This window comes from Aquabacterium sp. J223, assembly GCF_024666615.1.
Lineage (GTDB): Bacteria > Pseudomonadota > Gammaproteobacteria > Burkholderiales > Burkholderiaceae_C > J223.
This window is the reverse complement of sequence record NZ_CP088297.1, coordinates 690391-716977: the sequence shown is the minus strand read 5'-3', so window position 1 is coordinate 716977 and position 26587 is coordinate 690391. Positions and strand designations below refer to the sequence as shown.

The window sequence follows — 26587 nt, the reverse complement described above, 5'->3', positions numbered from 1 at the left end:
CCGTCCCTGCAAACCCGTTGCTGGACGTCGAACGCTTGGGGCGGATCCGCTTTCCGAGGATGGTGCCGTGAACACCCGGCCGTGCGGCCCGGTGCCTGTAGCCCCTGCGCTGCGCAGCGCGTCGGCTGCACCGCTCAAGGTCCGCGAAAAGCGGCGAAGCTTTGCAGTATAGCCCATTGCGAGACGGTCACGCAAGGGCCCCGGGAAGAAGGCCGCACGACGACCGTGCGCCGAGTCCGGCGGAAGTCCCGCCGGGCTCGGCCCGTGCCTCAGCCGCGCAGTGCGCGCGCCTGCGCCAGCAGCGTCCCCGCGTCGGAGACCTCGAACTTGCCGGGCGCCTCGACGTTCAACGCCTTGACGACACCATCCTGGACCAGCATCGAGTAGCGGTTCGAGCGCAGGCCCATGCCGCGCGCCGTCAGGTCCAGCGTCAGGCCGGTGGCGCGCGCGAACTCGGCGCTGCCGTCGGCCATCATGCGCACCTTGCCGGCGGTTTTCTGGTCCCGTCCCCAGGCGCCCATGACGAAGGCGTCGTTGACCGACACGCACCAGACCTCGTCGACCCCGGCCGCCTTGAACTCGGCCGCCTTCTCGACGTAACCGGGCACGTGCTTGGCGGAGCAGGTCGGCGTGTAGGCGCCGGGCAGCGCGAACAGCGCGATGGTCTTGCCCGCAGTTTCCTTGGCGATGTCGAAGCTGTTCGGGCCGAGCGAGCAGCCGTTGCCCTCGACCTCGATGAACTCCTGCAGCGTGCCGGCCGGCAGCCGGTCTCCCACCTTGATCGTCATGTCGCGCTCCAAATAAGAAAAAGGCCGGACGCCAGTATTCCAGCGTTCCGGCCGTTCGGCTCGATGGCGCGGACCGTCAGACGATCTGGGCCTTCTGCACGAGGCGGGTCACGACCCAGGACTTGGTCTTGGAGATGGGGCGGCCTTCGGCGATCTCGACGACGTCGCCCATCTTGTACTCGCCGTTCTCGTCGTGCGCGTGGTACTTGCGCGAACGGGCCACGATCTTGCCGTAGAGCTCGTGCTTGGCCCGGCGCTCGACCAGGACGGTGACGGTCTTGGCGCGCTTGTCGCTGACGACCTTGCCGACCAGGGTGCGGGTGTTCTTCTGCGGCGCGGCTTGCGCCGCGGCTTGGGTGGCGTCGGTCACTTGGCGGCCCCTTCCTTCTTCTTCTGCGCCAGCACGGTCTTGACGCGCGCGATGTCACGGCGCGTCTTGCCCAGTTGGGAGTGGTTGGTCAGCTGCTGCGTGGCCCGCTGCATGCGCAGGTTGAAGTGCGCGCGCAGCAGGTCCGACACTTCTTTCTCGAGCGCGGCCGTGTCCTTGCCGCGCAGTTCGGATGCTTTCATCGATGACTCCTCGTCAGGCGCCGACCTGGCGCGCGACGAACGTGCAGCGCAGCGGCAGCTTGGCCGCGGCCAGGGTGAAGGCCTCGCGGGCCAACGTCTCCGGCACGCCGTTCAGCTCGTAAAGCACCTTGCCCGGCTGGATCTCGGCCACGTAGTACTCGGGGTTGCCCTTGCCGTTGCCCATGCGGACCTCGGCCGGCTTCTGCGAGATCGGCTTGTCGGGAAAGATGCGGATGAAGATGCGACCACCGCGCTTGATGTGGCGCGAGATCGCGCGGCGAGCCGCCTCGATCTGGCGCGCGGTGATGCGGCCGCGCTCGGTGGCCTTGAGGCCGAACTCACCGAACGACACCGCGGCGCCACGGGTGGCGACGCCGGTGTTGCGGCCCTTCTGCTCCTTGCGGTACTTGCGACGAGCGGGTTGCAGCATGGCTTATTCTCCTTTCGCCTCGCCGGGCGCAGCGGTCTTGCGGACCACGCGCTTGGCGGCAGGCGGCTTCGGCGCATCGCCGGCCGGGGCCGGCTTGTCGCCACCGTCGGCGGGACCGCCGGCCTGGCGCGGGGCACCACGGTCGCGGTCGCCCGGGCGGCCGCGGCGGTCGCCGGGGGCGCCGGGACGCGGGCGGCGCGGGCCGCGGCGATCGTCCTCGGGCACGTCGCTCTTCAGCGTCGGCGCCTCGCCATTGGCCAGGCGGTCACCACGGTAGACCCACACCTTGACGCCGATGACGCCGTAGGTGGTCTTGGCTTCCGAGAAACCGTAGTCGATGTCGGCCTTGAGGGTGTGCAGGGGCACGCGGCCCTCGCGGTACCACTCGGTGCGGGCGATCTCGATGCCGTTCAGGCGGCCGGCGGACATGATCTTGATGCCCTGGGCACCCAGGCGCATCGCGTTCTGCATCGCACGCTTCATGGCGCGGCGGAACATGATGCGCTTCTCGAGCTGCTGGGTGATCGAGTCGGCGATCAGCTGCGCATCGACTTCGGGCTTGCGCACCTCTTCGATGTTCACCGCCACCGGCACGCCCAGGCGACGGGTCAGCTCGGCCTTCAGGTTCTCGATGTCCTCGCCCTTCTTGCCGATCACCACGCCCGGACGCGCCGAGAAGATGGTGATGCGGGCGTTCTTGGCGGGGCGCTCGATCAGGATGCGCGAGACGGCCGCGTTCTTCAGCTTGGTCTTGAGGTACTCGCGAACCTGCAGGTCCTCGGCCAGCATGCCGGCGAAGTTGCGGTTGTTCGCGTACCAGCGCGACGTCCACGCGCGGGTGACGGGCAGACGGAAGCCGGTCGGATGGATTTTCTGTCCCATGGTCTTCCTTTAGTTGCCCACGGTCACGTAGATGTGGCAGGTCGGCTTGCTGATGCGGTTGCCGCGGCCCTTGGCCCGGGCGGAGAACCGCTTCAGCGTGGCGCCCTGCTCCACGTAGATCGAGGTCACCTTCAGCTCGTCGATGTCGGCACCGTCGTTGTGCTCGGCATTGGCGATCGCCGACTCCAGCGCCTTGCGGACGATGAGGGCGGCCTTCTTCTGGGTGAAGTTCAGGATGTTCAGCGCCTGGTCCACCTTCTTGCCGCGGATCAGGTCGGCCACCAGGCGGCCCTTGTCGACCGACAGGCGGACACCGCGCACGCTTGCTTTGGTTTCCATGGCTTCTTACCTCTTCGCCTTCTTGTCGGCCGGGTGGCCCTTGAAGGTGCGGGTCAGCGCGAACTCGCCCAGCTTGTGTCCGACCATCTGGTCGGACACGTACACCGGCACGTGCTGCTTGCCGTTGTGCACGGCGATCGTCAGACCGATGAACTCGGGCAGGATCGTCGAGCGGCGCGACCAGGTCTTGATCGGCTTCTTGTCCTTGTTGGCGGACGCCTTCTCGACCTTGGCCATCAGGTGGTGGTCGACGAAGGGGCCCTTCTTCAGCGAACGGGTCATGTGGGCACCCCTTCCTTATTTCTTGCGACGCGAGACGATGAACGTCTGCGTGCGCTTGTTGCTGCGGGTGCGGTAGCCCTTGGTCGGCGTGTTCCACGGCGACACCGGCACCTGGCCCTCGCCGGTGCGGCCTTCGCCGCCGCCGTGCGGGTGGTCCACCGGGTTCATCGCCACACCGCGCACGGTCGGGCGGATGCCCTTCCAGCGGATGGCGCCGGCCTTGCCGTACTGGCGCAGGCTGTGCTCCTCGTTCGACACCTCGCCGATGGTGGCGCGGCAGTCGATGTGCACCCGGCGCACCTCGCCCGAGCGCAGGCGGACCTGCGCGTAGGCGCCTTCACGCGCCATCAGCACCGCACCCGCGCCGGCCGAGCGGACCATCTGCGCGCCCTTGCCGGGCAGCATCTCCACGCAGTGGATGGTCGAGCCGACCGGGATGTTGCGGATGGGCAGCGTGTTGCCGGCCTTGATCGGCGCGTCCGAGCCGCTCTGGACGGTCGAGCCGACTTCCAGGCCGCGCGGGGCGATGATGTAGCGGCGCTCGCCGTCGGCGTAGCACACCAGCGCGATGTGCGCCGTGCGGTTCGGGTCGTACTCGATGCGCTCGACCTTCGCCGGGATGCCGTCCTTGTTGCGGCGGAAGTCGACCACGCGGTAGTGGTGCTTGTGCCCGCCGCCCTTGTGGCGGATGGTGATGTGGCCGTTGTTGTTGCGCCCGGAGTTCTGCTTCTGCGGCTCCAGCAGCGAAGCTTCCGGCGCACCCTTGTGCAGGTGCTTGTGCACCACCTTCACCACGGCACGGCGGCCCGGCGAAGTCGGCTTGACTTTGATGACGGCCATTTAAGCGGCCTCCCCGGAGAAGTTGAGCTCCTGGCCCGGCTTGAGCGACACGTACGCCTTCTTGACGTGGTCGCGCCGGCCCGTGGTCTTGCCGAAGCGCTTGACCTTGCCCTTCTGGTTCACGGTCTGCACCGAGTCCACCTCCACCTTGAACATCAGTTCAACGGCGGCCTTGATCTCGGGCTTGGTGGCGTTGCGCAGGACCTTGAAGAGCACCTGGTTGTGCTTTTCGCCGATGGTCGTCGCCTTCTCGGAGACGATAGGGGCGACCAGCACCTGGGCCAGACGGCCTTGGTCGAATTTCGGTTGCGAGGTGCTCATGCGAACATCTCCTTGAGCTGTTCGATCGCGCCCTTGGTCACCAGCACCTTCTTGTAGAAGACCAGCGACAGCGGATCGGCGTAACGCGGCTCGACCACCAGCACGTTGGCCAGGTTGCGCGAGGCCAGCAGCAGGTTGTCGTCCACCTGGTCGGCGATGACCATCACCGACTCCAGGCCCATCTGCTTGAACTTCTGCGCCAGCAGCTTGGTCTTGGGCGCGTCGACCGCGAAGCTGTCGACCACCGCCAGACGGCCTTCGCGGGCCAGCTGCGAGAAGATGGCGGCCATGCCGGCGCGGTACATCTTCTTGTTGACCTTGTGGCTGAAGTTCTCGTCGGGGCTGTTCGGGAAGATGCGACCGCCCCCACGCCACAGCGGCGAGGAGGTCATGCCGGCACGGGCGCGGCCGGTGCCCTTCTGGCGCCACGGCTTCTTCGTGCTGTGCTTGACGGCCTGACGGTCCTTTTGGGCACGGGTGCCCTGCCGCGCATTGGCCTGGTAGGCCACGACGACCTGGTGCACCAGGGCCTCGTTGTAGTCGCGCGCGAACACGGTGTCCGGTGCGTCGACCTTCGAGGTGGCTTGGCCTTGTTCGTTCAGGAGCTCGAGTTGCATGTCAGGCCCCCTTCTTGGCGTCGGCATCGGGTCGTGCCTTGACGGCCGGGCGCACGACCACATGGCCGTTCTTCGCGCCCGGCACCGCGCCGCGCACCAGCAGCAGCTGACGGGCTTCGTCGACGCGCACGATGTCCAGGTTCTGGGTGGTGACGGTCTCGTCGCCCATGTGGCCGGTCATCTTCTTGCCCGGGAACACACGGCCCGGGTCCTGCGCCATCGAGATCGAGCCCGGCACGTTGTGCGAACGGCTGTTGCCGTGCGAGGCACGCTGCGAGCTGAAGTTGTGGCGCTTGATGGTGCCGGCGTAGCCCTTGCCGATGGAGCTGCCCTGCACGTCGACCTTCTGGCCGGCGGCGAACAGGGTCACGGGCAGCTGTGCACCGGGGGCGTACTGGCCCGCGGTCTCCGCGTCGACGCGGAACTCCTTCAGTACCTCGCCGGCTTCCACGCCGGCCTTGGCGAAGTGGCCGGCTTCGGGCTTGGTGACCCGTGATGCCTTGCGGGCGCCATAGGCGACCTGGAGGGCGGTGTAGCCGTCGGATTCGACGGTCTTGACCTGGGCCACGCGGTTGTTGGACACGTCCAGCACCGTCACGGGGATGGCGTCGCCATCGTCCGTGAAGATGCGCATCATGCCCACCTTGCGGCCCAGCAATCCGAGGCGGTTGCTAAGACTCATGTTTTTCTCCAGCGCACCCTGGGACGGGGCAGCGCCTTTGTTTCACATCCCCGGCAGCGATTGGCCGGGCTGATGGTGAGGCGGGTGCCCGAACGCTTTGACCCGAAAGTCTCGCGAAGAGGCCCAACCTTCTTTTTCAGCTTCTCTTCAAGCCACCGCGGCCCGCCGGGTCACCCCTGCAGGCCGCGTTGGCGGAAAAGCCGCAGATTGTAGCGCCTCGCGGGTCACCCCGGCAAGGCGCCACCCTCGACGGCCTTACTGCAGCTTGATCTCCACGTCCACGCCGGCCGGCAGGTCCAGCTTCATCAGCGCGTCGACGGTCTTGTCGGTCGGGTCGACGATGTCCATCAGGCGCTGGTGGGTGCGGATCTCGAACTGGTCGCGCGAGGTCTTGTTGACGTGCGGCGAACGCAGGATGTCGTAGCGCTGCATGCGCGTCGGCAGCGGCACCGGGCCGCGGACGATGGCTCCGGTGCGCTTGGCCGTGTCGACGATCTCCAGCGCCGACTGGTCGATCAGCTTGTAGTCGAACGCCTTGAGGCGGATGCGGATCTTTTGCTTTTGCATGGTGTCCGCCTTATTCCAGGATCTTCGCCACGACGCCCGCGCCGACGGTGCGGCCGCCCTCGCGGATCGCAAAGCGCAGGCCCTCTTCCATGGCGATCGGGGCGATCAGCTTGACCGTGATCGCCACGTTGTCGCCCGGCATCACCATCTCCTTGTCCTTCGGCAGCTCCACCGCACCCGTCACGTCCGTCGTGCGGAAGTAGAACTGCGGCCGGTAGTTGTTGAAGAACGGCGTGTGGCGCCCGCCCTCTTCCTTGCTCAGCACGTAGATCTCGGCCGTGAAGTGCGTGTGCGGCTTGACCGAGCCCGGCTTGCACAGCACCTGGCCGCGCTCGACGTCCTCGCGCTTGGTGCCGCGCAGCAGAATGCCCACGTTGTCGCCCGCCTGCCCCTGGTCCAGCAGCTTGCGGAACATCTCCACGCCCGTGCAGGTGGTCTTCTGCGTGGCGCGGATGCCGACGATCTCGATTTCCTCGCCGACCTTGATGATGCCGCGCTCGACACGGCCGGTGACCACCGTGCCGCGACCCGAAATCGAGAACACGTCCTCCACCGGCATCAGGAACGCCCCGTCGACCGCCCGCTCCGGCGTCGGGATGTAGGTGTCCAGCGCCTCGGCCAGCTTCATGATCGCCTGCTCGCCCAGCTCGCCCTTGTCGCCTTCCATCGCCAGCTTGGCCGAGCCCTTGACGATCGGGGTGTCGTCACCAGGGAAGTCGTACTTGGACAGCAGCTCGCGCACTTCCATCTCGACGAGCTCCAGCAGCTCGGCGTCGTCGACCATGTCGCACTTGTTCAGGAACACGATGATGTACGGCACGCCCACCTGGCGCGCCAGCAGGATGTGCTCGCGCGTCTGCGGCATCGGGCCGTCCGCGGCCGAGCACACCAGGATCGCGCCGTCCATCTGCGCCGCGCCCGTGATCATGTTCTTCACGTAGTCGGCGTGCCCCGGGCAGTCGACGTGCGCGTAGTGGCGGTTGGCCGTCTCGTACTCGACGTGCGCGGTGTTGATCGTGATGCCCCGCGCCTTCTCCTCCGGCGCCGCGTCGATCTGGTCGTACGCCTTGGCCTCGCCGCCGAACTTCGTCGACAGCACCGTCGTGATCGCCGCCGTCAGCGTCGTCTTGCCATGGTCCACGTGCCCAATCGTGCCCACGTTCACGTGCGGCTTGGTCCGTTCAAACTTGCCTTTTGCCATTGCTGATCTCCAGGGAAAGAGCGTTGCCAGTGCTCGGGTTTAACGTCTCGCGCGGTCACCGGTGTCCGGGACGTCACTGGCATCAGGCCGGAGTGACCGCGAAGACAGGGAATGGAAAGGGGCCGCCTGGCGGGCGGCCCCGCATCACCGCTTACTTGCCGCGGGCGGTGATGATGGCGTCGGCGACGTTCTTCGGCGCCTCGCTGTAGTGCTTGAACTCCATGGTGTAGGTCGCACGGCCCTGCGACATGGAGCGCAGCGTGGTCGAGTAGCCGAACATTTCCGACAGCGGCACCTCGGCCTTGATGACCTTGCCGCCGCCGGGCATGTCGTCCATGCCCTGCACCATGCCGCGGCGGGACGACAGGTCGCCCATCACGTTGCCGGCGTAGTCCTCGGGCGTCTCGACCTCCACCGCCATCATCGGCTCCAGGATCACTGGGCTGGCCTTGCGGCAGCCGTCCTTGAAGCCCATCGACGCGGCCATCTTGAACGCGTTTTCGTTCGAGTCCACCTCGTGGTACGAGCCGAAGGTCAGCGTGACCTTCACGTCCACCACCGGGTAGCCGGCCAGCACGCCGTTGGGCAGGGTGTCCTCGATGCCCTTCTTCACCGCGGGGATGAACTCGCGCGGCACCACACCGCCCTTGATGGCGTCGACGAACTCGAAGCCCTTGCCCGGCTCCTGCGGCTCGATGGTCAGCACGACGTGGCCGTACTGGCCCTTGCCGCCGGACTGGCGCACGAACTTGCCTTCCACGTCGGACACGTTCTTGCGGATGGTCTCGCGGTAGGCGACCTGCGGCTTGCCGACGTTGGCCTCCACGCCGAACTCGCGCTTCATGCGGTCGACGATGATTTCCAGGTGCAGTTCGCCCATGCCGGAGATGATGGTCTGGCCCGACTCCTCGTCCGTGCGGACGCGGAAGGAAGGATCCTCCTGCGCCAGGCGGCCGAGGGCCACGCCCATCTTCTCCTGGTCGGCCTTGGTCTTCGGCTCCACCGCCTGCGAGATCACGGGCTCGGGGAAGACCATCTTTTCCAAGGTGATGATCGCTTCCGGATCGCACAGCGTCTCGCCGGTGGTCACCTCCTTCAGGCCCACGCAGGCGGCGATGTCCCCGGCCAGGATCTCCTTGATCTCCTCGCGCTGGTTGGCGTGCATCTGCAGGATGCGGCCGATGCGTTCCTTCTTGCCGCGGATCGGGTTGTAGACCGAGTCGCCGGACTTCAGCACGCCGGAGTACACGCGCACGAACGTCAGCTGGCCGACGTACGGGTCGGTCATCAGCTTGAACGCCAGGGCGGCGAACTTCTCGTTGTCGTCGGCCTTGCGCACCACTTCCTTGTCGTCGTCGTCATGGCCGGGCACCGGCGGGATGTCGATCGGCGACGGCATGAACTCGATGACGGCGTCCAGCATGCGCTGCACGCCCTTGTTCTTGAAGGCGGTGCCGCACAGCATCGGCTGGATCTCGGTGGCGATGGTGCGCGTGCGCAGGCCGGCCTTGATCTCCTCCTCGGAGAGCTCGCCCGTCTCGAGGTACTTGTTCATCAGTTCCTCGGACGCCTCGGCCGCGGCCTCAACCATCTGCTCACGCCACTTGGCGCACTCGGCCGCCAGGTCGGCGGGAATGTCCTCGTAGGTGAACTTCATGCCCTGGCTGGCCTCGTCCCAGATGATGGCCTTCATCTTGAACAGGTCGACCACGCCGCGGAAGTTCTCCTCCGCGCCGATCGGCACGACGATGGGCACCGGGTTGGCCTTCAGCCGCGTCTTCATCTGGTCGTAGACCTTGAAGAAGTTGGCGCCGGTGCGGTCCATCTTGTTGACGAACGCCAGGCGCGGCACCTTGTACTTGTTGGCCTGGCGCCAGACGGTCTCCGACTGCGGCTGCACGCCGCCCACGGCGCAGTACACCATGCAGGCGCCGTCGAGCACGCGCATGGAGCGCTCCACCTCGATGGTGAAGTCCACGTGGCCCGGGGTGTCGATGATGTTGATGCGGTGCTCCGGGAAGGACATGTCCATGCCCTTCCAGAAGCAGGTGGTGGCCGCCGACGTGATGGTGATGCCGCGCTCCTGCTCCTGCTCCATCCAGTCCATGGTCGCCGCACCGTCGTGCACCTCACCGATCTTGTGGTTCACACCCGTGTAGTAGAGGATGCGTTCGGTGGTGGTGGTCTTGCCGGCATCGATGTGCGCCGAGATACCGATGTTGCGGTAGCGCTCGATGGGGGTCTTGCGGGACATGGTGGACTCCAAATGCAGGGGCCGCTGCCGGGTTGGTGTGAACCCTGAGAGCGGCCTTCAAGGGTGTCGACCCTTGCGCGTTGTGCGCGCCTCGGGCCTTGTCGGCTGGCGTCCGCGGCACCGGGCCCCGGACGTCAGCACCATCAGAAGCGGAAGTGCGAGAAGGCCTTGTTGGCCTCGGCCATGCGGTGCACCTCGTCGCGCTTCTTCATCGCGCCGCCGCGGCCTTCCGACGCCTCGAGCAGCTCGTTGGCCAGGCGCTGCGCCATCGACTTCTCGCCGCGCTTGCGGGCCGAGTCCTTGAGCCAGCGCATGGCCAGCGCCACGCGGCGGACCGGGCGAACTTCCACGGGAACTTGGTAGTTCGCGCCGCCGACCCGGCGGGACTTGACCTCGACCATCGGCTTGACGTTGTTCAACGCGGTGAGGAAGACCTCCAGCGGATCGCGGTTGGCCTTGCGCTCGACCTGCTCGAGGGCGCCATAGATGATCCGCTCGGCGACGGCCTTCTTGCCCGACTCCATGACGACGTTCATGAACTTCGACAGTTCGACGTTGCCGAACTTCGGGTCGGGCAGGATCTCGCGCTTCGGTACTTCGCGACGACGTGGCATTGGATTTCCTTCTCTTGCTTCAGTTGGCCCGGCCGTTGTGACCGGACCGCGAAAGGCCATGACGGCCCCTCACTTACTCGACCCGCCGGGGCGGGCCGGACTTCGCCGGCCGATGCGGCCGGCCCCTGGGCTTTACGCCTTCTTCGGACGCTTGGCGCCGTACTTGGAGCGCGCCTGCTTGCGGTCCTTGACCCCCTGCAGGTCCAGCGAACCGCGCACGATGTGGTAGCGCACGCCCGGCAGGTCCTTGACCCGGCCGCCGCGCACGAGCACCACCGAGTGCTCCTGCAGGTTGTGGCCCTCACCGCCGATGTAGGAGATGACCTCCTGCTGGTTGGTCAGGCGCACCTTGGCGACCTTTCGCAGCGCGGAGTTCGGCTTCTTCGGGGTGGTGGTGTAGACCCGCGTGCAGACGCCGCGGCGCTGGGGGTTGCCCTGCAGCGCCGGCGATTTCGACTTCGTGGTCTCGGTCTCGCGACCTTGGCGCACGAGTTGATTGATGGTTGGCATGTGTGGACTTGTTCCCGTTTGAAGTCACTCGGTTTTCGGGCACGTCGCCGAGGCGCTCGGGAAGCTTCAGTCGGGCCCGAAGCCGGAACGCAGCCCGCGGCGCATGGGGAACGCGCTGCGCGAGGGGTCCGGTGAGCCGCCAGCCAAAGAGCGCAGCAGAATGCCGAAAAGCCCGCCATTATAGGAAGCCGCGCAAGTCCCCGCAAGTTGTCCACAACCGGCGGACCGGGAGGACGCACGCACCGACGCTCCGCCATGACCGCTCCCCTGCCGAAGCCCGCCGCCGTGCTGGACACCAACGTGCTGCTCGACTGGCTGGTCTTCGGCGACGCCCAGGGCCGCCGGCTCGGCGAGGCGGTGACGGCCGGCCGCCTGCACTGGGCGGCGAGCCCGGCGATGGAAGACGAGATGGCCGAGGTGCTGCGGCGCGGCCTGCCGCCGCCGTGGGAGGACGCCGGCCGTGGCTGGCGCGACGCCTGGCGCCGGCACGCCGACCTGCGCCCCCAGCCGGCGCCCGACCTGGCCCGCCCCCGCTGCCGAGACGCCGACGACCAGAAGTTCGTCGACTTCGCCGTCGTCCACCGGGTGCGCTGGCTGATCAGCCGGGACAAGGCGCTGCTGGCGCTGCGCCGCCGGTTGCGGCCGCTGGGCGTGGCGGTGGTGACGCCCGACGAGTGGCTGGCCCACGAGCCACCCGTCGCCTGACGAAAAAAGGGGTGGCCGCAGCCACCCCTTGTCGGTCGCCAGACGGCGGATGCGGCTTATTCGCCGCCGCCCTCGCTGTTGGCGTCGACCTGCGCCATCTGCACGGCGGCCAGTTCCTCGGCCTCCTGCAGGGCGATCGCCCGGCGCTCGCTCTCGTCCATTTCCTCCTTGACCTTGCGGGCCTGGTGGAAGGCCATCCCGGTCCCGGCGGGGATCAGGCGGCCGACGATCACGTTCTCCTTCAGGCCCCGCAGCTCGTCGCGCTTGCCCATGATGGCCGCCTCGGTCAGCACTCGGGTGGTCTCCTGGAAGGAGGCCGCGGAGATGAACGAGTCGGTGGACAGCGACGCCTTGGTGATGCCCAGCAGGATGTCCTGGTAGGAGGCCGGGGTCTTCTCCTCGCCACGCAGCCGGTCGTTGGTGTCGAACAGCTCGCTGCGCTCCACCTGTTCGCCGGCGATGTAGCTGCTGTCGCCCGGGTTGACGATCTGCACGCGGCGCAGCATCTGGCGAACGATCACCTCGATGTGCTTGTCGTTGATCTTCACGCCCTGCAGGCGGTAGACGTCCTGCACCTCGTCGACGATGTAGCGCGCCAGTTCCTCGACGCCCAGCAGGCGCAGGATGTCCTGCGGGTCCGCCGCGCCGTCGACGATCAGCTCGCCGCGGTTCACCACCTGGCCCTCGTGCACCAGGATGTTCTTCTCCTTGGGCACCAGCTCCTCGTAGACCTTGCCGTCCGGGTCGGTGATCTGCAGGCGCACCTTGCCCTTGGTCTCCTTGCCGAACGACACCGTGCCGGTCTGCTCGGCCAGGGTGCCGACGTCCTTCGGCGAACGGGCCTCGAACAGCTCCGCCACCCGCGGCAGGCCGCCGGTGATGTCGCGCGTCTTCTGGCCTTCGACCGGGATGCGGGCCAGCACCTCGCCGGGGGCCAGGTCCTGGCCGTCACGCACCTGGATCAGCGCGCCCACCGGGAAGCCGATCGTCACCGAGTGGTCGGTGCCGGGGATCTTCACCTCGTGGCCGCCGGCGTCCAGCAGCTTGACCTGCGGGCGCACGATCTTCGTCGCGCCGCGGCGCTTCGGGTCGATCACCACCAGCGTGGACAGGCCGGTCACCTCGTCGACCTGCTTGGCGACGGTCACGCCCTCCTCGACGTTCTCGAAGCGCGCCTGGCCGGCGAACTCGGTGATGATCGGGCGGGTCAGCGGGTCCCAGTTGGCCAGCACGGTGCCGGCCTTGATCTGCTGGTCGGGCTTGACGTTCAGCGTCGCGCCGTACGGCACCTTGTGGCGCTCGCGCTCGCGGCCGTGCTGGTCGGAGATGATGATCTCGCCGGAACGCGAGATCACCACCAGCTCGCCCTTGCCGTTGGTCACGTAGCGCATCGTCGGGTTGAAGCCGATGAAGCCATCGGACTTCGCCTCGACGCTGGAGGCCACCGCCGCACGCGACGCAGCACCACCGATGTGGAAGGTCCGCATCGTCAGCTGCGTGCCCGGCTCGCCGATCGACTGCGCGGCGATGACGCCCACCGCCTCACCGACGTTGACCAGGCCGCCACGGCCGAGGTCGCGGCCGTAGCACTTGGCGCAGATGCCGAAGCGCGTGGCGCAGGTCAGCGGCGTGCGGACCTTCACCTCGTCGACACCGGCGGCCTCGATCTCGTCGAGCGCCTCCTCGTCGAGCATGGTGCCCGAGGGCATCAGCACTTCCTGCGTCTCGGGGTGCTGCACCTCGACCGCGGCGACGCGGCCCAGGATGCGGTCGCGCAGCGACTCGATCACCTCGCCGCCTTCGACCAGCGCGCGGGTGGCGAAGCCGTTCTCGGTGCCGCAGTCGACCTCGGTCACGACCAGGTCCTGCGTCACGTCGACCAGGCGGCGCGTCAGGTAGCCGGAGTTCGCGGTCTTCAGCGCCGTGTCGGCCAGGCCCTTGCGGGCGCCGTGCGTCGAGATGAAGTACTGAAGCACGTTCAGGCCTTCGCGGAAGTTCGCGGTGATCGGCGTCTCGATGATCGAGCCGTCCGGCTTGGCCATCAGGCCGCGCATGCCCGCCAGCTGGCGGATCTGCGCGGCGGAACCGCGCGCACCCGAGTCGGCCATCATGTAGATGGAGTTGAAGGACTCCTGGTCCACCTGCTTGCCGTGGCGGTCGGTGACCTTCTGCTTGGACAGCTGGGCCATCATGACCTTGCCGACCTCGTCACCGGTCTTGCCCCAGATGTCGACCACCTTGTTGTAGCGCTCGCCGGAGGTCACCAGGCCCGAGACGTACTGCTGCTCGATCTCCTTGACCTCCTTCTCGGCGCGCTCGATCAGCTCGTGCTTCTGCTTGGGCACCAGCATGTCGTCGATGGCGATGGAGATGCCGGCGCGCGTGGCCAGGCGGAAGCCCGCCTGCAGCAGCTTGTCGGCGAAGACCACCGTCTCCTTCAGGCCGCACTTGCGGAAGCTGACGTTGATCAGCTTGGAGATCTCCTTCTTCTTCAGCGCCTTGTTGATGTTGGCGAAGGGCAGGCCCTTGGGCAGGATCTCCGACAGCAGGGCGCGACCCACGGTGGTGTCGACCAGCTTGGTCTCCGGCGTGAAGCTGCCGTCCTCGGCCTTGACCCACTCGGTCAGGCGCACCGCCACCTTGGCGGTGACCTCGACCACGCCGTTGTCCAGCGCGCGCTGCACCTCGGCCAGGTCGGAGAAGATCAGGCCCTCGCCGCGGGCGTTGATGCGGTCGCGGGTGGCGTAGTACAGGCCCAGCACCACGTCCTGCGAGGGCACGATCGACGGCTCGCCGTTGGCCGGGAACAGCACGTTGTTGGAGGCCAGCATCAGCGTGCGGGCTTCCATCTGCGCCTCGATCGACAGCGGCACGTGCACGGCCATCTGGTCGCCGTCGAAGTCGGCGTTGAAGGCGGCGCAGACCAGCGGGTGCAGCTGGATCGCCTTGCCCTCGATCAGCACCGGCTCGAAGGCCTGGATGCCCAGGCGGTGCAGCGTCGGCGCGCGGTTCAGCAGGACGGGGTGCTCCTTGATCACCTCTTCCAGGATGTCCCACACCACCGGCGTGCCGCTCTCGACTTCCTTCTTCGCCGCCTTGATGGTGGTGGCGATGCCCATCGCCTCCAGGCGGCTGAAGATGAACGGCTTGAACAGCTCGAGGGCCATCAGCTTGGGCAGGCCGCACTGGTGCAGCTTGAGCGTCGGGCCCACGGTGATGACCGATCGGCCGGAGTAGTCGACGCGCTTGCCCAGCAGGTTCTGCCGGAAGCGGCCGCCCTTGCCCTTGATCATGTCGGCCAGCGACTTGAGCGCGCGCTTGTTGGCGCCGGTCATCGCCTTGCCGCGACGGCCGTTGTCCAGCAGCGAGTCCACCGCCTCCTGCAGCATGCGCTTCTCGTTGCGCACGATGATCTCGGGCGCCTTCAGCTCGAGCAGGCGCGCCAGCCGGTTGTTCCGGTTGATGACGCGGCGGTACAGGTCGTTGAGGTCGGAGGTCGCGAAGCGGCCGCCGTCCAGCGGCACCAGCGGACGCAGGTCCGGCGGCAGCACCGGCAGCACCTCCAGCACCATCCAGCTCGGCTTGATGCCCGACTTCTTGAAGGCCTCCATCACCTTCAGGCGCTTGGAGTTCTTCTTGACCTTCAGCTCGCTGCCGGTCATGTCGTTGCGCAGCTTGTCGATCTCGACGTCGAGGTCCATCTCCTCGAGCAGCTTCTTGATGCCCTCGGCGCCCATCAGGGCCACGAACTCGTCACCGTGTTCGACGCGCTTCGCGTCGTAGTCGTCCTCGGACATGATGCTGAACTTCTTCAGCGGCGTCATGCCGGGGTCCACCACCACGTAGGCCTCGAAGTACAGCACGCGCTCGATGTCGCGCAGCGTCATGTCGAGCACCAGGCCCAGGCGCGACGGCAGGCTCTTCAGGAACCAGATGTGCGCGCAGGGCGCGGCCAGGTCGATGTGGCCCATGCGCTCGCGGCGCACCTTGGTCTGGGTCACTTCGACGCCGCACTTCTCGCAGATCACGCCGCGGTGCTTCAGGCGCTTGTACTTGCCGCACAGGCACTCGTAGTCCTTGATCGGCCCGAAGATCTTGGCGCAGAACAGGCCGTCACGCTCCGGCTTGAAGGTGCGGTAGTTGATGGTCTCCGGCTTCTTCACCTCGCCGAAGGACCAGGAACGGATCTTCTCCGGCGAGGCCAGCCCGATGCGGATGGCATCGAAGTGCTCGTCGGGGGTGAACTGCTTGAAAAGGTCGAGTAGTCCCTTCATGCCTTTTCTCCTTTAGTTGCGCTCGAGCTCGATGTCGATGCCGAGCGAACGGATTTCCTTGACCAGCACGTTGAAGGACTCGGGCATGCCCGCGTCGATGGCGTGTTCGCCCTTGACGATGTTCTCGTACACCTTGGTACGGCCGTTCACGTCGTCGGACTTCACGGTCAGCATCTCCTGCAGCACGTAGGACGCGCCGTAGGCCTCCAGCGCCCACACCTCCATCTCGCCGAAGCGCTGGCCGCCGAACTGGGCCTTGCCGCCCAGCGGCTGCTGGGTGACCAGGCTGTACGGGCCGGTGGAGCGGGCGTGCATCTTGTCGTCGACCAGGTGGTGCAGCTTGAGCACGTGCATGTAGCCCACGGTGACCGGGCGCTCGAAGGCGTCCCCGGTGCGGCCGTCGTGCAGCGTGGCCTGCGTGCGCGTGTCGGTCAGCCCCTTGCGGGCGGCGATGTCGTCCGGGTAGGCGAGCTTGAGCATGGCGCGGATCTCCTCTTCCGCCGCACCGTCGAAGACGGGGGTGGCGAAGGGGACGCCGTGCTTCAGGTTCTCGGCCATCTCGACGATCTCGTCGTCCGACAGGTCGTCCAGCCGCTCGGTCTTGCCGCCGCTCTTGTTGTAGAGCTCGTCGAAGAACCGGCGCAGCTCCGCCGCGCGCGACTGGTGCTGCAGCAGGTCGCCGATGCGCTGGCCGATGCCCTTGCCGGCCCAGCCCAGGTGCACTTCCAGCACCTGGCCCACGTTCATGCGCGACGGCACGCCCAGCGGGTTGAGCACGATGTCGCACGGGGTGCCGTCGGCCATGTAGGGCATGTCCTCGACCGGCACGATCTTCGACACCACGCCCTTGTTGCCGTGACGGCCGGCCATCTTGTCGCCGGGCTGCAGGCGGCGCTTGACGGCCAGGTACACCTTGACCATCTTCAGCACGCCGGCGGGCAGCTCGTCGCCCTGCGTCAGCTTCTTGCGCTTCTCCTCGAAGGCCAGGTCGAAGCTGTGGCGCGTCTGCTCCAGGCTGTTCTTGATCGACTCCAGCTGGTTGGCCACGTCCTCGTCGGCCGGGCGCACGTCGAACCAGTGGAACTTCTCGATGCCCGAGAGGTACTCCTTGGTGATCGCCGCGCCGCGGGCCAGCTTGTTCGGGCCGCCGTTGGCGGGCTTGCCCACCAGCAGCTTCTCGATGCGGTCGAAGGCGTCGGCCTCGACGATGCGCAGCTGGTCGTTCAGGTCGAGGCGGAAGCGCTTCAGCTCGTCGTCGATGATCTGCTGGGCGCGCTTGTCGCGCTGGATGCCCTCGCGGGTGAACACCTGCACGTCGATGACGGTGCCGTTGGTGCCCTGGTCGACGCGCAGCGACGTGTCCTTCACGTCGGACGCCTTCTCGCCGAAGATGGCCCGCAGCAGCTTCTCTTCCGGCGTCAGCGTGGTCTCGCCCTTCGGCGTGACCTTGCCCACCAGCACGTCGCCGGGGTTCACCTCGGCACCGATGTAGACGATGCCGGACTCGTCCAGCCGCGCCAGCTGGTTCTCGCTCAGGTTCGGGATGTCGCGGGTGATCTCCTCGCTGCCCAGCTTGGTGTCGCGGGCCATCACCACCAGCTCCTCGATGTGGATCGAGGTGTAGCGGTCCTCGGCGACCACACGCTCCGAGATCAGGATCGAGTCCTCGAAGTTGTAGCCGTTCCAGGGCATGAACGCGACCAGCATGTTCTGGCCCAGCGCCAGCTCGCCGATGTCGGTGGAGGCGCCATCGGCGATGATGTCCTCGGCCGCCACCTTGTCGCCGCGCTGCACGATCGGCCGCTGGTGGATGTTGGTGTTCTGGTTGGAACGCTGGTACTTGATGAGGTTGTAGATGTCGACGCCCACCTCGCCGGCCACCGTCTCGTCGTCGTTGACGCGGATGACGATGCGGTTGGTGTCGACGTAGTCCACCACGCCGCCGCGGCGCGCCGCGACCACCGTGCCGGAGTCCTTGGCCGCCACGCGCTCGACGCCGGTGCCCACCAGCGCCTTCTCGGGACGCAGCGTCGGCACTGCCTGGCGCTGCATGTTGGCGCCCATCAGCGCGCGGTTGGCGTCGTCGTGCTCCAGGAAGGGCACGAGCGAGGCCGCCACCGACACGATCTGCGTCGGCGCCACGTCCATGTACTGGATGCGCTCGGGGCTGGTCAGCACCGATTCGCCGTTCTCGCGGGCGGAGACCAGCTCGTCGATCAGCTTGCCCTCGGCGTCGAGGCCGGCGTTGGCCTGGGCGATGACGTACTTGCCCTCCTGGATGGCCGACAGGTAGTCGATCTCCATCGTGACCTTGCCGTCCACCACCCGGCGGTAAGGCGTCTCGAGGAAGCCGTACTCGTTCAGCTGCGCGTACAGCGCCAGCGAGTTGATGAGGCCGATGTTCGGGCCTTCCGGCGTCTCGATCGGGCACACGCGACCGTAGTGGGTCGGGTGCACGTCGCGCACCTCGAAGCCGGCGCGCTCGCGGGTCAGGCCGCCCGGGCCCAGGGCCGAGACACGCCGCTTGTGCGTGATCTCGGACAGCGGGTTGGTCTGGTCCATGAACTGCGACAGCTGCGACGCGCCGAAGAACTCCTTCAGGGCCGCGGAGATCGGCTTGGAGTTGATCAGGTCATGCGGCATCAGCGCTTCGGTCTCGGCCTGGCCGAGACGCTCCTTGACCGCCTTCTCGATGCGCGCGAGGCCCGAGCGGTACTGGTTCTCGGCCAGCTCGCCCACGCAGCGCACGCGCCGGTTGCCCAGGTGGTCGATGTCGTCGACCTCGCCGCGGCCGTTGCGCAGCTCGACCAGGATCTTCACCACGTCGAGGATGTCCTCGTTGGACAGCGTCATCGCGCCTTCGGCCGAGTCACGGCCGACGCGGGCGTTGAACTTCATGCGGCCGACGCGCGACAGGTCGTAGGTGTCGGCCGAGTAGAACAGGCGGTTGAACAGCGCCTCGACCGCGTCCTCGGTCGGCGGCTCGCCGGGGCGCATCATGCGGTAAATGGCCACCCGCGCGGCCAGCTGGTCGGCCGTCTCGTCGGAGGCCAGCGTCTGGCTGATGTACGCGCCTTCGTCCAGCTCGTTGGTGTAGAGGACCTGCAGGTCCTTCACGCCGGCGGTGCGCAGCTTCTTCAGCAGCGTCTCGGTGAGCTCGTCGTTGGCCTTGGCGATGATCTCGCCCGTCTCTTCGTCGACGACGTTCTTGGCCACCACGCGGCCGATGAGGAAGTCCTCGGGCACCGACAGGAACTGGGTGCCGGACTGCTCCAGCGCGCGCACGTGGCGGGCGGTGATGCGCTTGTCCTTCTCGACCAGGACCTTGCCGTCCTTGTCGGTGATGTCGAAGCGCGCGATCTCGCCGCGCAGGCGGTCGGGCACGAACTCCATCTGCGCGCCCGCGTCCATCAGGCGGAAATTGTCGAAGACGAAGAAGTGCGCCAGGATCTGCTCGGGCGACAGGCCGATCGCCTTGAGCAGGATGGTCACCGGCATCTTGCGACGGCGGTCGACGCGGAAGTACAGCACGTCCTTCGGGTCGAACTCGAAATCGAGCCACGAACCGCGGTAGGGGATGATCCGCGCCGAGAACAGCAGCTTGCCAGAGCTGTGCGTCTTGCCCTTGTCGTGCTCGAAGAACACGCCCGGGCTGCGGTGCAGCTGGCTGACGATGACCCGCTCGGTGCCGTTGATGATGAAGGAGCCGTAGTCGGTCATGAGCGGCACTTCGCCCATGTAGACCTCCTGCTCCTTGATCTCCTTGACCGTCTTCGGCTGCGCCGACTCACGGTCGTAGATGATCATCTGCAGCTTGGCGCGCACCGCCGCCGCGAAGGTCAGGCCCCGCTGCTGGCATTCCCGCACGTCGAAGGGTGGTTTGGCGATGTTGAATTCGATGAACTTCATCTCCACGAACCCGTTGTGCGAGACGATCGGGAAGGTGGACAGGAAGGCGGCCTGCAGCCCCTCGGGCTTGCGCTGGGCCGGCGGAACATCCTTCTGCAGGAAGGCGACGTAGGACTCCCGCTGCATGGTGAGCAGGTACGGGACGCTGAGGACGCTTTCGCGCTTGCCGAAGCTCTTGCGGATTCGCTTGCGCTCGGTGTAGCTGTAGGAAGGGGATGCTTGCGCCATGAGGACTCCGTCTCGGGCGCAGCTCTGGCCGTGAGCTGCACCGCGTCGGCGACTGGCTTCTCGAACGTTGCGCTCGATGCTTGGTGGCGGGCCACTACCCACCGCTGGCGGACAACCCCGGCATTGCACCGGGGCCCGACCAAACCCGTTCTCTGCAGTCGGATCAGAGAACACTTGCAAGTGGCGACGCATGCGCCGCTTGCAAGTGCTCCCCGGGGTTGGCCCCCGGGAGCACCTGAGCAGAGCCTTTACTTCAGCTCGGCCTTCGCGCCGGCTTCCACCAGCTTCTTCAGCGCGGCTTCGGCGTCGGCCTTGGCAATGCCTTCCTTGACCGGCTTCGGCGCACCGTCGACCAGGTCCTTGGCTTCCTTCAGGCCCAGGCCGGTGATCTCGCGCACCGCCTTGATGACGGACACCTTCTGGGCGCCGGCGTCCAGCAGTTGCACGGTGAACTCGGTCTTCTCTTCGGCGGCCGGGGCGGCGGCGCCGCCGGCACCACCGGCGGCCGGGGCGGCCATGGAGGCGGCGGACACGCCGAACTTCTCCTCGATGGCCTTCACCAGGTCATTGAGTTCCATCACGGACATGCCGTCCAGGGCGGTCAGGAAAGCGTCTTTGTCGAATGCCATTTGGGGTTCCTCGAAATCAGGGAAAGGTGTTGAACGCGGGACTCAGGCGGCGGGCGCTTCGGCGGCGGCCGGGGCTTCCTCCGCCCCCCGCACCACGCTTCTCGGCCAGGGCGGCCAGCACGCCGGCCATGCGCTGCACGGGCGACTTCAGCAGGCCGGCGATCTGGGCCAGCAGCACTTCCTTGCTGGGGATCGAGGCCAGGGCCTTGACGCCTTCGGCGTCCAGCGGCTTGCCGGCATAGGCGCCGGCCTTGAGCACCAGCTTGTCGTTGGTCTTGGCAAAGTCCGCCAGGACTTTGGCCGCGGCCACCGCGTCCTCCGAAAAGCCGTAGATCAGCGGGCCGACCATGGCCTCCGACGCAACCTCGAACGGGGTGCCGGCGACGGCGCGACGGGCCAGGGTGTTCTTCAGCACGTGAAGGTACACACCCTTGGACCGCGCATCGACGCGCAGCTTGTTCAGGTTCTCGACGGTGAGGCCACGGTACTCGGCCAGGGCGAGCGTCTGCGAGCGGGCCGCCTGGGCCGCCACATCCGTCACCACGGCTGCTTTCTCGTTGCGATTGAGACTCAAAGGTCCACTCCTCACGAAACGTGCGTCCGGTCCGAGGACCTTCCGCACACCGGGTTTCAGCGACCTTCTGCTCGGAACCGCCCCGGTGAGCCGGGGCACATCCTTCACAGCGGGTGCGCCATCTGCGCTGGCTGTCGGGCGACTTGCGGCGCCGTCGATTTAAGGGACCTCGCGGGCCCCGCCAGCGGTCTTGGACGGCCTGCGGCGGTCAAGCGACCCCCGCAGCCCACCAATCCGTTGCCTGCCGGCCTGGGGCCGGCAGGGCTTCAAACCATCAGGCCTGCGCCTGCTGGGCGATGGTCGACGCGTCGACGCGGACGCCCACGCCCATGGTCGACGACACCGCCACCTTGCGCAGGTACACGCCCTTGCTCGACGCGGGCTTGGCCTTGTTCAGCGCGTCCAGCAGCGCGGCCAGGTTGCCCACCAGCTTGTCGGACTCGAACGAGCGCCGGCCGATGGTGGCGTGGATGATGCCGGCCTTGTCGACGCGGAACTGCACCTGGCCGGCCTTGGCGTTCTTCACCGCGGTGGCCACGTCGGGCGTCACGGTGCCGACCTTCGGGTTCGGCATCAGGCCGCGCGGGCCCAGGATCTGGCCCAGCGTGCCGACGACGCGCATGGTGTCCGGCGAGGCGATCACCACGTCGAAGTTCAGGTTGCCGGCCTTGACCTGCTCGGCCAGGTCCTCCATGCCGACGATGTCGGCACCGGCGGCCCGGGCCTCCTCGGCCTTCGCGCCCTGGGCGAACACCGCCACGCGCTTGGTCTTGCCGGTGCCGTTGGGCATCACGACGGCACCGCGCACCACCTGGTCGGACTTCTTGGCGTCGATGCCGAGCTGGACGGAGACGTCGATGGACTCGTCAAACTTCGCGGTCGCGAACTCCTTGACGAGCGTCAGCGCGTCGGCGATCGGGTAGAGCTTGGTGCTCTCGATGCGGCCCTGCTGGGCCTTCTGCTTCTTGGTCAGTCGGGCCATGGTCAGACTCCTTCCACGGTCACGCCCATCGAACGGGCGGTGCCGGCGATGATCTTGACGGCGCCGTCGAGGTCGGCGGCGTTGAGGTCCTTCATCTTGACCTTCGCGATGTCCTCCAGCTGGGCGCGGGTCAGCTTGCCGACCTTGTCCAGGTGCGGACGGGCCGAGCCCTTGTCCAGCTTGATCGCCTTCTTGATCAGCACGCCGGCCGGCGGCGACTTGATGACGAAGGTGAAGGACTTGTCCGCGAAGGCGGTGATCACCACCGGCAGCACCAGGCCCGGCTCCATCGTGGTGGTCTGCGCGTTGAACGCCTTGCAGAACTCCATGATGTTCAGGCCGCGCTGACCCAGCGCGGGGCCGATCGGCGGGGACGGGTTGGCCTTGCCGGCCGGGACTTGCAGCTTGATGAAGCCGACGATCTTCTTTGCCATGACTGGCTCCTCGAGTTCAAACGCCTGTGCGCCCTGCGGCGCTTCGGCTCCTCGTCAACATGGCCCTGACCGAACGACACGCGCCGTGCCGGGCCACCCCGCACAGCGCGCTGAAAAGACTCAGACCTTCTCGACCTGCGCGAAGTCGAGCTCGACCGGCGTGGCGCGACCGAAGATGGTCACCGACACCCGCACCTTGGACTTCTCGTAGTTCACGTCCTCGATGGCGCCGTTGAAGTCGGTGAACGGGCCTTCCTTGACCCGCACCAGCTCGCCCACCGTCCACTCGACCTTGGGCCGCGGCTTCTCGATGCCTTCCTGCATCTGGTTGACGATCTTCATCACCTCGGCTTCCGAGATCGGTGCCGGCCGGTTCTTGGCGCCGCCGACGAAGCCGGTGACCTTGCTGGTGTGCTTGACCAGGTGCCAGGACTCGTCGTCCATCAGCATCTCGACCAGCACGTAGCCGGGGAAGAAGCGGCGCTCGGTGACGGCCTTCTTGCCGTTCTTCAGCTCGACCACTTCTTCGGTCGGCACCAGGATGCGGCCGAACTTGGCCTGCATGCCGGCCCGCTCGATGCGCTCGCGCAGGTTGCGCTCGACCGCCTTCTCCATGCCGGAGTAGGCGTGCACGACATACCAGCGCATTGGCGAGGCGGAGGCCGCGCTGCTCGCGCCGGTGTCGGGGGCTTGTTGTTCGCTCATCACTTGGTGTCTCGCAGGGTCGCTTTCAGCGCCTCACGGCCTCATGTCCAGGATCAGGCTGTAGAGCAGCCACTCCAGGGTCTTGTCGGTGAGCCACAGGAACAGCGCCATCAGCACCACGAAGCCGAAGACGTACAGCGTCATCTGCATCGCCTCCTTGCGGGCGGGCCAGACGACCTTCTTGGTCTCGCGCACCGAGTCCTGGCCGAAGGCGATCAGCTGCCGGCCCGACTCGGAGGTGAAGAACACCGCCACGGCGGCGGCCAGCAACGCCAGCAGCGCGACGACGCGCAGCCACAGGTCCTTCTGGCCCAGCAGGTAGAAGGCGACCACGCCGCCGACCATCAACGCGGCGGCCGCGGCCAGCTTGGCCTTGTCCGCACCGCTGGAGACGGTCTCGACTTGAGGGTTGGTGGACATCGATTTCATTCGGTTCCCGATGGCGCCTGCCTTGCAGTGAACGCCGACGCCATCAGCAGCAAAGCCCGCCGGGCTGTTTCACCACCCGCGGGCTGCTTGTTCGGCCGCCAGACCCCTGGCAGTCAGGGGTCTGGCAGGGGCAGAGGGAATCGAACCCCCAACCTTCGGTTTTGGAGACCGACGCTCTGCCAATTGAGCTATGCCCCTGCGGCCTGCTTGCTAGAACGCTGTTTACTCGAGGATCTTCGCCACGACGCCCGCGCCGACGGTGCGGCCGCCCTCGCGGATCGCAAAGCGCAGGCCCTCTTCCATGGCGATCGGGGCGATCAGCTTGACCGTGATCGCCACGTTGTCGCCCGGCATCACCATCTCCTTGTCCTTCGGCAGCTCCACCGCACCCGTCACGTCCGTCGTGCGGAAGTAGAACTGCGGCCGGTAGTTGTTGAAGAACGGCGTGTGGCGCCCGCCCTCTTCCTTGCTCAGCACGTAGATCTCGGCCGTGAAGTGCGTGTGCGGCTTGACCGAGCCCGGCTTGCACAGCACCTGGCCGCGCTCGACGTCCTCGCGCTTGGTGCCGCGCAGCAGAATGCCCACGTTGTCGCCCGCCTGCCCCTGGTCCAGCAGCTTGCGGAACATCTCCACGCCCGTGCAGGTGGTCTTCTGCGTGGCGCGGATGCCGACGATCTCGATTTCCTCGCCGACCTTGATGATGCCGCGCTCGACACGGCCGGTGACCACCGTGCCGCGACCCGAAATCGAGAACACGTCCTCCACCGGCATCAGGAACGCTCCGTCGACCGCCCGCTCCGGCGTCGGGATGTAGGTGTCCAGCGCCTCGGCCAGCTTCATGATCGCCTGCTCGCCCAGCTCGCCCTTGTCGCCTTCCATCGCCAGCTTGGCCGAGCCCTTGACGATCGGGGTGTCGTCACCAGGGAAGTCGTACTTGGACAGCAGCTCGCGCACTTCCATCTCGACGAGCTCCAGCAGCTCGGCGTCGTCGACCATGTCGCACTTGTTCAGGAACACGATGATGTACGGCACGCCCACCTGGCGCGCCAGCAGGATGTGCTCGCGCGTCTGCGGCATCGGGCCGTCCGCGGCCGAGCACACCAGGATCGCGCCGTCCATCTGCGCCGCGCCCGTGATCATGTTCTTCACGTAGTCGGCGTGCCCCGGGCAGTCGACGTGCGCGTAGTGACGGTTGGCCGTCTCGTACTCGACGTGCGCGGTGTTGATCGTGATGCCGCGCGCCTTCTCCTCCGGCGCCGCGTCGATCTGGTCGTACGCCTTGGCCTCGCCGCCGAACTTCGTCGACAGCACCGTCGTGATCGCCGCCGTCAGCGTCGTCTTGCCATGGTCCACGTGCCCAATCGTGCCCACGTTCACGTGCGGCTTGGTCCGTTCAAACTTGCCTTTTGCCATGTTGAGCGCTCCTGCTGGCGATCAGATGATGCGTCGTCGGAAGAGAAGGCGGCACGAGGCCACCGAAGAAGGGGTTGGTGCCCATGGCGCGGATCGAACGCGCGACCTCTCCCTTACCAAGGGAGTGCTCTACCACTGAGCCACATGGGCATCGACACAGGTCTGGGCGCGGACACCCGCCGCACGCCCAGACCGCTGTCGATGTCGACCGACACCGCGAACCGCTCCGACCCGGCAGTCGCTGGAGCGGGAGACGGGAATCGAACCCGCGTCATCAGCTTGGAAGGCTGAGGTTCTGCCATTGAACTACTCCCGCCACGCCTTGTGCCCCGTCACCGCCAGGGCGCCGCGACGGATCCGCTCGCGCCGGTCGTCTCGTCTCGAACCTTCTTCGTCCGCTTGTTACGTCTGCCAGGCGATCGGCGCTTCGCACCGCCCGCCGTCCTTCACTTTTTGTATCGTTTCGCCGTGGTGGAGGAGGCTGGATTCGAACCAGCGTAGGCGTAAGCCAACAGATTTACAGTCTGCCCCCTTTAGCCACTCGGGCACCCCTCCGCGGCGAACCGCAGATTCTAGCAGCTTGTCGCGACACAAGCCAAGACGCGCGCTGCGCCAGTCGGCCGGGGGCGACGAGAACCCCAGCGCGCTACCAGCGGACCGGCGGCTCCTCGGGGCGTCGCACCGTCAGCCGCCGGTTCGCTTCGGCGAAATGGCCGCAGCCGATGAAGGGGATCGGCGGTCGACGCGCCGCGAGCGGCGACGGGTGGTTGGCCTCCAGCACGTCGTGACGCCGGCGGTCGACCAGCGCCGCCTTCGCCCGCGCCGGGTTGCCCCACAGCAGGAAGACCACCGGCCGGGGCTGATCGGACACCGCGCGGATCAGCGCGTCGGTCAGCCCCTCCCAACCGCGTCTGGCGTGGCTGTTGGGACGGCCGTCCTCCACCGTCAACACCGTGTTGAGCAGCAGCACCCCCTGTCGCGCCCACGATTCCAGGTCCGGCGCCGGTCCGGCGCCCTCGCCGCCGCAGGCGCGCACCTCGGCCGCGATGTTGCGCAGGCTCGGCGGCACGGCGCATGTGGGCGGCACGTGGAAGGCCAGGCCCTGGGCCTGCCCCGGCCCGTGGTACGGGTCCTGACCGAGCACGACCACCCGCACCGCCTCCAGCGGCGTCAGCCGCAGGGCCCGCAGCACGTCGGCCGGGTAGACGGTGGCGCCGTCCGCCACACGGTCGTCGACGAACTGGATCAACCGACGGCCCTCCGGCGAACGACGGAAGGGTTCCGTCACCGCGCGCCAGCCGCCCGGCACCTCGTCGAACAACGCGTCCAGCGGTCGCCGCAGGGCGCTGTCGGGACTGTCGGTGGCCGGCGCCTCGGCGGCGAACAGCCCGCCCTGCCGGTCGGTCAT

27 protein-coding genes and 4 tRNA genes are annotated in these 26587 nt (G+C 67.3%); 1 reads left to right on the top strand and 30 read right to left on the bottom strand.

Translation table 11 applies throughout. The annotated features are described in order from the left end of the window. Positions 1-269 precede the first annotated feature (269 nt). The 16 genes from LRS07_RS03430 to rpsL all read right to left on the bottom strand — a co-directional run bounded on the left by LRS07_RS03430 (position 270) and on the right by rpsL (position 10897). Positions 270-788 carry a peroxiredoxin gene (locus tag LRS07_RS03430; RefSeq protein ID WP_260500613.1) on the bottom strand — a complete coding sequence of 173 codons (519 nt, stop codon included), beginning with the start codon at positions 786-788 and terminating at the stop codon, positions 270-272. 76 nt (positions 789-864) lie between these two features. After that, positions 865-1158 carry a 30S ribosomal protein S17 gene (rpsQ, locus tag LRS07_RS03425; protein ID WP_260500612.1) on the bottom strand — a complete coding sequence of 98 codons (294 nt, stop codon included), beginning with the start codon at positions 1156-1158 and terminating at the stop codon, positions 865-867. Next, entirely contained in the window at positions 1155-1358 is a 204-nt protein-coding gene (gene rpmC / locus LRS07_RS03420; protein WP_260500611.1) for a 50S ribosomal protein L29, read from the bottom strand. The genes rpsQ and rpmC overlap by 4 nt, the downstream gene beginning before the upstream one ends. A 13-nt stretch (positions 1359-1371) precedes the next feature. Beyond that, positions 1372-1788, bottom strand: coding sequence for a 50S ribosomal protein L16 (rplP, locus tag LRS07_RS03415; protein ID WP_260500610.1), 417 nt, complete (start codon positions 1786-1788; stop codon positions 1372-1374). 3 nt (positions 1789-1791) lie between these two features. Then, positions 1792-2670: a 30S ribosomal protein S3 gene (gene rpsC / locus LRS07_RS03410; RefSeq protein WP_260500609.1), complete on the bottom strand. Its 879-nt coding sequence runs from the start codon at positions 2668-2670 to the stop codon at positions 1792-1794. A 9-nt stretch (positions 2671-2679) separates the two neighbouring features. Continuing rightward, a complete protein-coding gene (gene rplV, locus LRS07_RS03405) occupies positions 2680-3009 on the bottom strand; it encodes a 50S ribosomal protein L22 (protein ID WP_260500608.1) in 330 nt (109 codons plus the stop codon). A gap of 6 nt (positions 3010-3015) precedes the next feature. Further along, entirely contained in the window at positions 3016-3291 is a 276-nt protein-coding gene (gene rpsS / locus LRS07_RS03400) for a 30S ribosomal protein S19 (RefSeq protein WP_260500607.1), read from the bottom strand. A gap of 15 nt (positions 3292-3306) precedes the next feature. Beyond that, entirely contained in the window at positions 3307-4131 is an 825-nt protein-coding gene (gene rplB / locus LRS07_RS03395; RefSeq protein WP_260500605.1) for a 50S ribosomal protein L2, read from the bottom strand. Next, positions 4132-4452 (bottom strand): 50S ribosomal protein L23, encoded by a 321-nt coding sequence (rplW, locus tag LRS07_RS03390; RefSeq protein ID WP_260500604.1) that lies wholly within the window; start codon positions 4450-4452, stop codon positions 4132-4134. It abuts the gene before it with no gap. Further along, positions 4449-5069 carry a 50S ribosomal protein L4 gene (gene rplD / locus LRS07_RS03385; RefSeq protein WP_260500603.1) on the bottom strand — a complete coding sequence of 207 codons (621 nt, stop codon included), beginning with the start codon at positions 5067-5069 and terminating at the stop codon, positions 4449-4451. Before rplD ends, rplW begins: the two co-directional genes overlap by 4 nt. A gap of 1 nt (position 5070) precedes the next feature. Next, the gene (gene rplC / locus LRS07_RS03380; RefSeq protein WP_260500602.1) at positions 5071-5751 is read right to left on the bottom strand and encodes a 50S ribosomal protein L3; all 681 of its coding nucleotides are present in this window, start codon (positions 5749-5751) and stop codon (positions 5071-5073) included. A gap of 255 nt (positions 5752-6006) precedes the next feature. Further along, a complete protein-coding gene (gene rpsJ, locus LRS07_RS03375) occupies positions 6007-6318 on the bottom strand; it encodes a 30S ribosomal protein S10 (RefSeq protein ID WP_260500601.1) in 312 nt (103 codons plus the stop codon). 10 nt (positions 6319-6328) lie between these two features. Continuing rightward, positions 6329-7519 (bottom strand): elongation factor Tu, encoded by a 1191-nt coding sequence (gene tuf, locus LRS07_RS03370; RefSeq protein ID WP_260500590.1) that lies wholly within the window; start codon positions 7517-7519, stop codon positions 6329-6331. Positions 7520-7670: 151 nt separating this feature from the next. Further along, positions 7671-9773 carry an elongation factor G gene (gene fusA, locus LRS07_RS03365; RefSeq protein WP_260500600.1) on the bottom strand — a complete coding sequence of 701 codons (2103 nt, stop codon included), beginning with the start codon at positions 9771-9773 and terminating at the stop codon, positions 7671-7673. A gap of 143 nt (positions 9774-9916) precedes the next feature. After that, positions 9917-10387, bottom strand: a complete 471-nt coding sequence (gene rpsG / locus LRS07_RS03360; RefSeq protein WP_260500599.1) for a 30S ribosomal protein S7 — start codon at positions 10385-10387, stop codon at positions 9917-9919. Between the two features lie 132 nt (positions 10388-10519). Further along, positions 10520-10897, bottom strand: coding sequence for a 30S ribosomal protein S12 (gene rpsL, locus LRS07_RS03355; protein WP_260500598.1), 378 nt, complete (start codon positions 10895-10897; stop codon positions 10520-10522). A 255-nt stretch (positions 10898-11152) separates the two neighbouring features. Here rpsL and LRS07_RS03350 point away from each other — a divergent pair, with 255 nt between their 5' ends. Beyond that, on the top strand, positions 11153-11602 hold the full coding sequence (locus LRS07_RS03350; RefSeq protein ID WP_260500597.1) for a PIN domain-containing protein: 450 nt from the start codon (positions 11153-11155) through the stop codon (positions 11600-11602). Between the two features lie 56 nt (positions 11603-11658). On the opposite strand, the gene rpoC is transcribed toward LRS07_RS03350, so the two are convergent. From rpoC to LRS07_RS03280, 14 genes are all read right to left on the bottom strand, one after another. Then, the gene (gene rpoC, locus LRS07_RS03345) at positions 11659-15876 is read right to left on the bottom strand and encodes a DNA-directed RNA polymerase subunit beta' (protein WP_260500596.1); all 4218 of its coding nucleotides are present in this window, start codon (positions 15874-15876) and stop codon (positions 11659-11661) included. Positions 15877-15888: 12 nt separating this feature from the next. Then, complete coding sequence (gene rpoB, locus LRS07_RS03340) at positions 15889-20013, bottom strand: DNA-directed RNA polymerase subunit beta (RefSeq protein ID WP_260500595.1); 4125 nt, start codon at positions 20011-20013, stop codon at positions 15889-15891. Positions 20014-20261: 248 nt separating this feature from the next. After that, positions 20262-20642, bottom strand: coding sequence for a 50S ribosomal protein L7/L12 (rplL, locus tag LRS07_RS03335; RefSeq protein WP_260500594.1), 381 nt, complete (start codon positions 20640-20642; stop codon positions 20262-20264). Positions 20643-20658: 16 nt separating this feature from the next. Then, positions 20659-21216, bottom strand: coding sequence for a 50S ribosomal protein L10 (gene rplJ / locus LRS07_RS03330; protein ID WP_260502029.1), 558 nt, complete (start codon positions 21214-21216; stop codon positions 20659-20661). A 274-nt stretch (positions 21217-21490) separates the two neighbouring features. After that, positions 21491-22198 (bottom strand): 50S ribosomal protein L1, encoded by a 708-nt coding sequence (gene rplA / locus LRS07_RS03325; RefSeq protein ID WP_260500593.1) that lies wholly within the window; start codon positions 22196-22198, stop codon positions 21491-21493. A 2-nt stretch (positions 22199-22200) separates the two neighbouring features. Continuing rightward, positions 22201-22632, bottom strand: a complete 432-nt coding sequence (gene rplK, locus LRS07_RS03320; protein WP_260500592.1) for a 50S ribosomal protein L11 — start codon at positions 22630-22632, stop codon at positions 22201-22203. A 120-nt stretch (positions 22633-22752) separates the two neighbouring features. After that, positions 22753-23337 (bottom strand): transcription termination/antitermination protein NusG, encoded by a 585-nt coding sequence (gene nusG / locus LRS07_RS03315; protein WP_260500591.1) that lies wholly within the window; start codon positions 23335-23337, stop codon positions 22753-22755. A gap of 33 nt (positions 23338-23370) precedes the next feature. Then, positions 23371-23757: a preprotein translocase subunit SecE gene (gene secE, locus LRS07_RS03310; protein ID WP_260502027.1), complete on the bottom strand. Its 387-nt coding sequence runs from the start codon at positions 23755-23757 to the stop codon at positions 23371-23373. Between the two features lie 131 nt (positions 23758-23888). Beyond that, positions 23889-23964: transfer RNA gene (locus LRS07_RS03305), tRNA-Trp, on the bottom strand. A 24-nt stretch (positions 23965-23988) separates the two neighbouring features. Continuing rightward, the gene (gene tuf, locus LRS07_RS03300) at positions 23989-25179 is read right to left on the bottom strand and encodes an elongation factor Tu (RefSeq protein WP_260500590.1); all 1191 of its coding nucleotides are present in this window, start codon (positions 25177-25179) and stop codon (positions 23989-23991) included. A gap of 75 nt (positions 25180-25254) precedes the next feature. Next, positions 25255-25329: transfer RNA gene (locus LRS07_RS03295), tRNA-Thr, on the bottom strand. Between the two features lie 92 nt (positions 25330-25421). Continuing rightward, positions 25422-25495, bottom strand: a tRNA-Gly gene (locus tag LRS07_RS03290). 153 nt (positions 25496-25648) lie between these two features. Continuing rightward, a tRNA-Tyr gene (locus LRS07_RS03285) sits at positions 25649-25734 on the bottom strand. 91 nt (positions 25735-25825) lie between these two features. Then, entirely contained in the window at positions 25826-26587 is a 762-nt protein-coding gene (locus LRS07_RS03280) for a uracil-DNA glycosylase (protein WP_260500589.1), read from the bottom strand.

Coding starts and splice junctions, on each gene's coding strand:
- rpsG (WP_260500599.1), bottom strand. CDS start 10,387: ATGCCACGTCGTCGCGAAGTACCGAAGCGCGAGATCCTGCCCGACCCG.
- rplD (WP_260500603.1), bottom strand. CDS start 5,069: ATGCAACTCGAGCTCCTGAACGAACAAGGCCAAGCCACCTCGAAGGTC.
- rpoB (WP_260500595.1), bottom strand. CDS start 20,013: ATGGCGCAAGCATCCCCTTCCTACAGCTACACCGAGCGCAAGCGAATC.
- fusA (WP_260500600.1), bottom strand. CDS start 9,773: ATGTCCCGCAAGACCCCCATCGAGCGCTACCGCAACATCGGTATCTCG.
- LRS07_RS03350 (WP_260500597.1), top strand. CDS start 11,153: ATGACCGCTCCCCTGCCGAAGCCCGCCGCCGTGCTGGACACCAACGTG.
- secE (WP_260502027.1), bottom strand. CDS start 23,757: ATGTCCACCAACCCTCAAGTCGAGACCGTCTCCAGCGGTGCGGACAAG.
- rplW (WP_260500604.1), bottom strand. CDS start 4,452: ATGAGCACCTCGCAACCGAAATTCGACCAAGGCCGTCTGGCCCAGGTG.
- rplC (WP_260500602.1), bottom strand. CDS start 5,751: ATGAGTCTTAGCAACCGCCTCGGATTGCTGGGCCGCAAGGTGGGCATG.
- rpsC (WP_260500609.1), bottom strand. CDS start 2,670: ATGGGACAGAAAATCCATCCGACCGGCTTCCGTCTGCCCGTCACCCGC.
- rplK (WP_260500592.1), bottom strand. CDS start 22,632: ATGGCAAAGAAGATCGTCGGCTTCATCAAGCTGCAAGTCCCGGCCGGC.
- tuf (WP_260500590.1), bottom strand. CDS start 25,179: ATGGCAAAAGGCAAGTTTGAACGGACCAAGCCGCACGTGAACGTGGGC.
- rpmC (WP_260500611.1), bottom strand. CDS start 1,358: ATGAAAGCATCCGAACTGCGCGGCAAGGACACGGCCGCGCTCGAGAAA.
- rplA (WP_260500593.1), bottom strand. CDS start 22,198: ATGGCCCGACTGACCAAGAAGCAGAAGGCCCAGCAGGGCCGCATCGAG.
- LRS07_RS03430 (WP_260500613.1), bottom strand. CDS start 788: ATGACGATCAAGGTGGGAGACCGGCTGCCGGCCGGCACGCTGCAGGAG.
- rplV (WP_260500608.1), bottom strand. CDS start 3,009: ATGGAAACCAAAGCAAGCGTGCGCGGTGTCCGCCTGTCGGTCGACAAG.
- rpsJ (WP_260500601.1), bottom strand. CDS start 6,318: ATGCAAAAGCAAAAGATCCGCATCCGCCTCAAGGCGTTCGACTACAAG.
- LRS07_RS03280 (WP_260500589.1), bottom strand. CDS start 26,587: ATGACCGACCGGCAGGGCGGGCTGTTCGCCGCCGAGGCGCCGGCCACC.
- rplP (WP_260500610.1), bottom strand. CDS start 1,788: ATGCTGCAACCCGCTCGTCGCAAGTACCGCAAGGAGCAGAAGGGCCGC.
- tuf (WP_260500590.1), bottom strand. CDS start 7,519: ATGGCAAAAGGCAAGTTTGAACGGACCAAGCCGCACGTGAACGTGGGC.
- nusG (WP_260500591.1), bottom strand. CDS start 23,337: ATGAGCGAACAACAAGCCCCCGACACCGGCGCGAGCAGCGCGGCCTCC.
- rpoC (WP_260500596.1), bottom strand. CDS start 15,876: ATGAAGGGACTACTCGACCTTTTCAAGCAGTTCACCCCCGACGAGCAC.
- rplL (WP_260500594.1), bottom strand. CDS start 20,642: ATGGCATTCGACAAAGACGCTTTCCTGACCGCCCTGGACGGCATGTCC.
- rpsL (WP_260500598.1), bottom strand. CDS start 10,897: ATGCCAACCATCAATCAACTCGTGCGCCAAGGTCGCGAGACCGAGACC.
- rplB (WP_260500605.1), bottom strand. CDS start 4,131: ATGGCCGTCATCAAAGTCAAGCCGACTTCGCCGGGCCGCCGTGCCGTG.
- rpsS (WP_260500607.1), bottom strand. CDS start 3,291: ATGACCCGTTCGCTGAAGAAGGGCCCCTTCGTCGACCACCACCTGATG.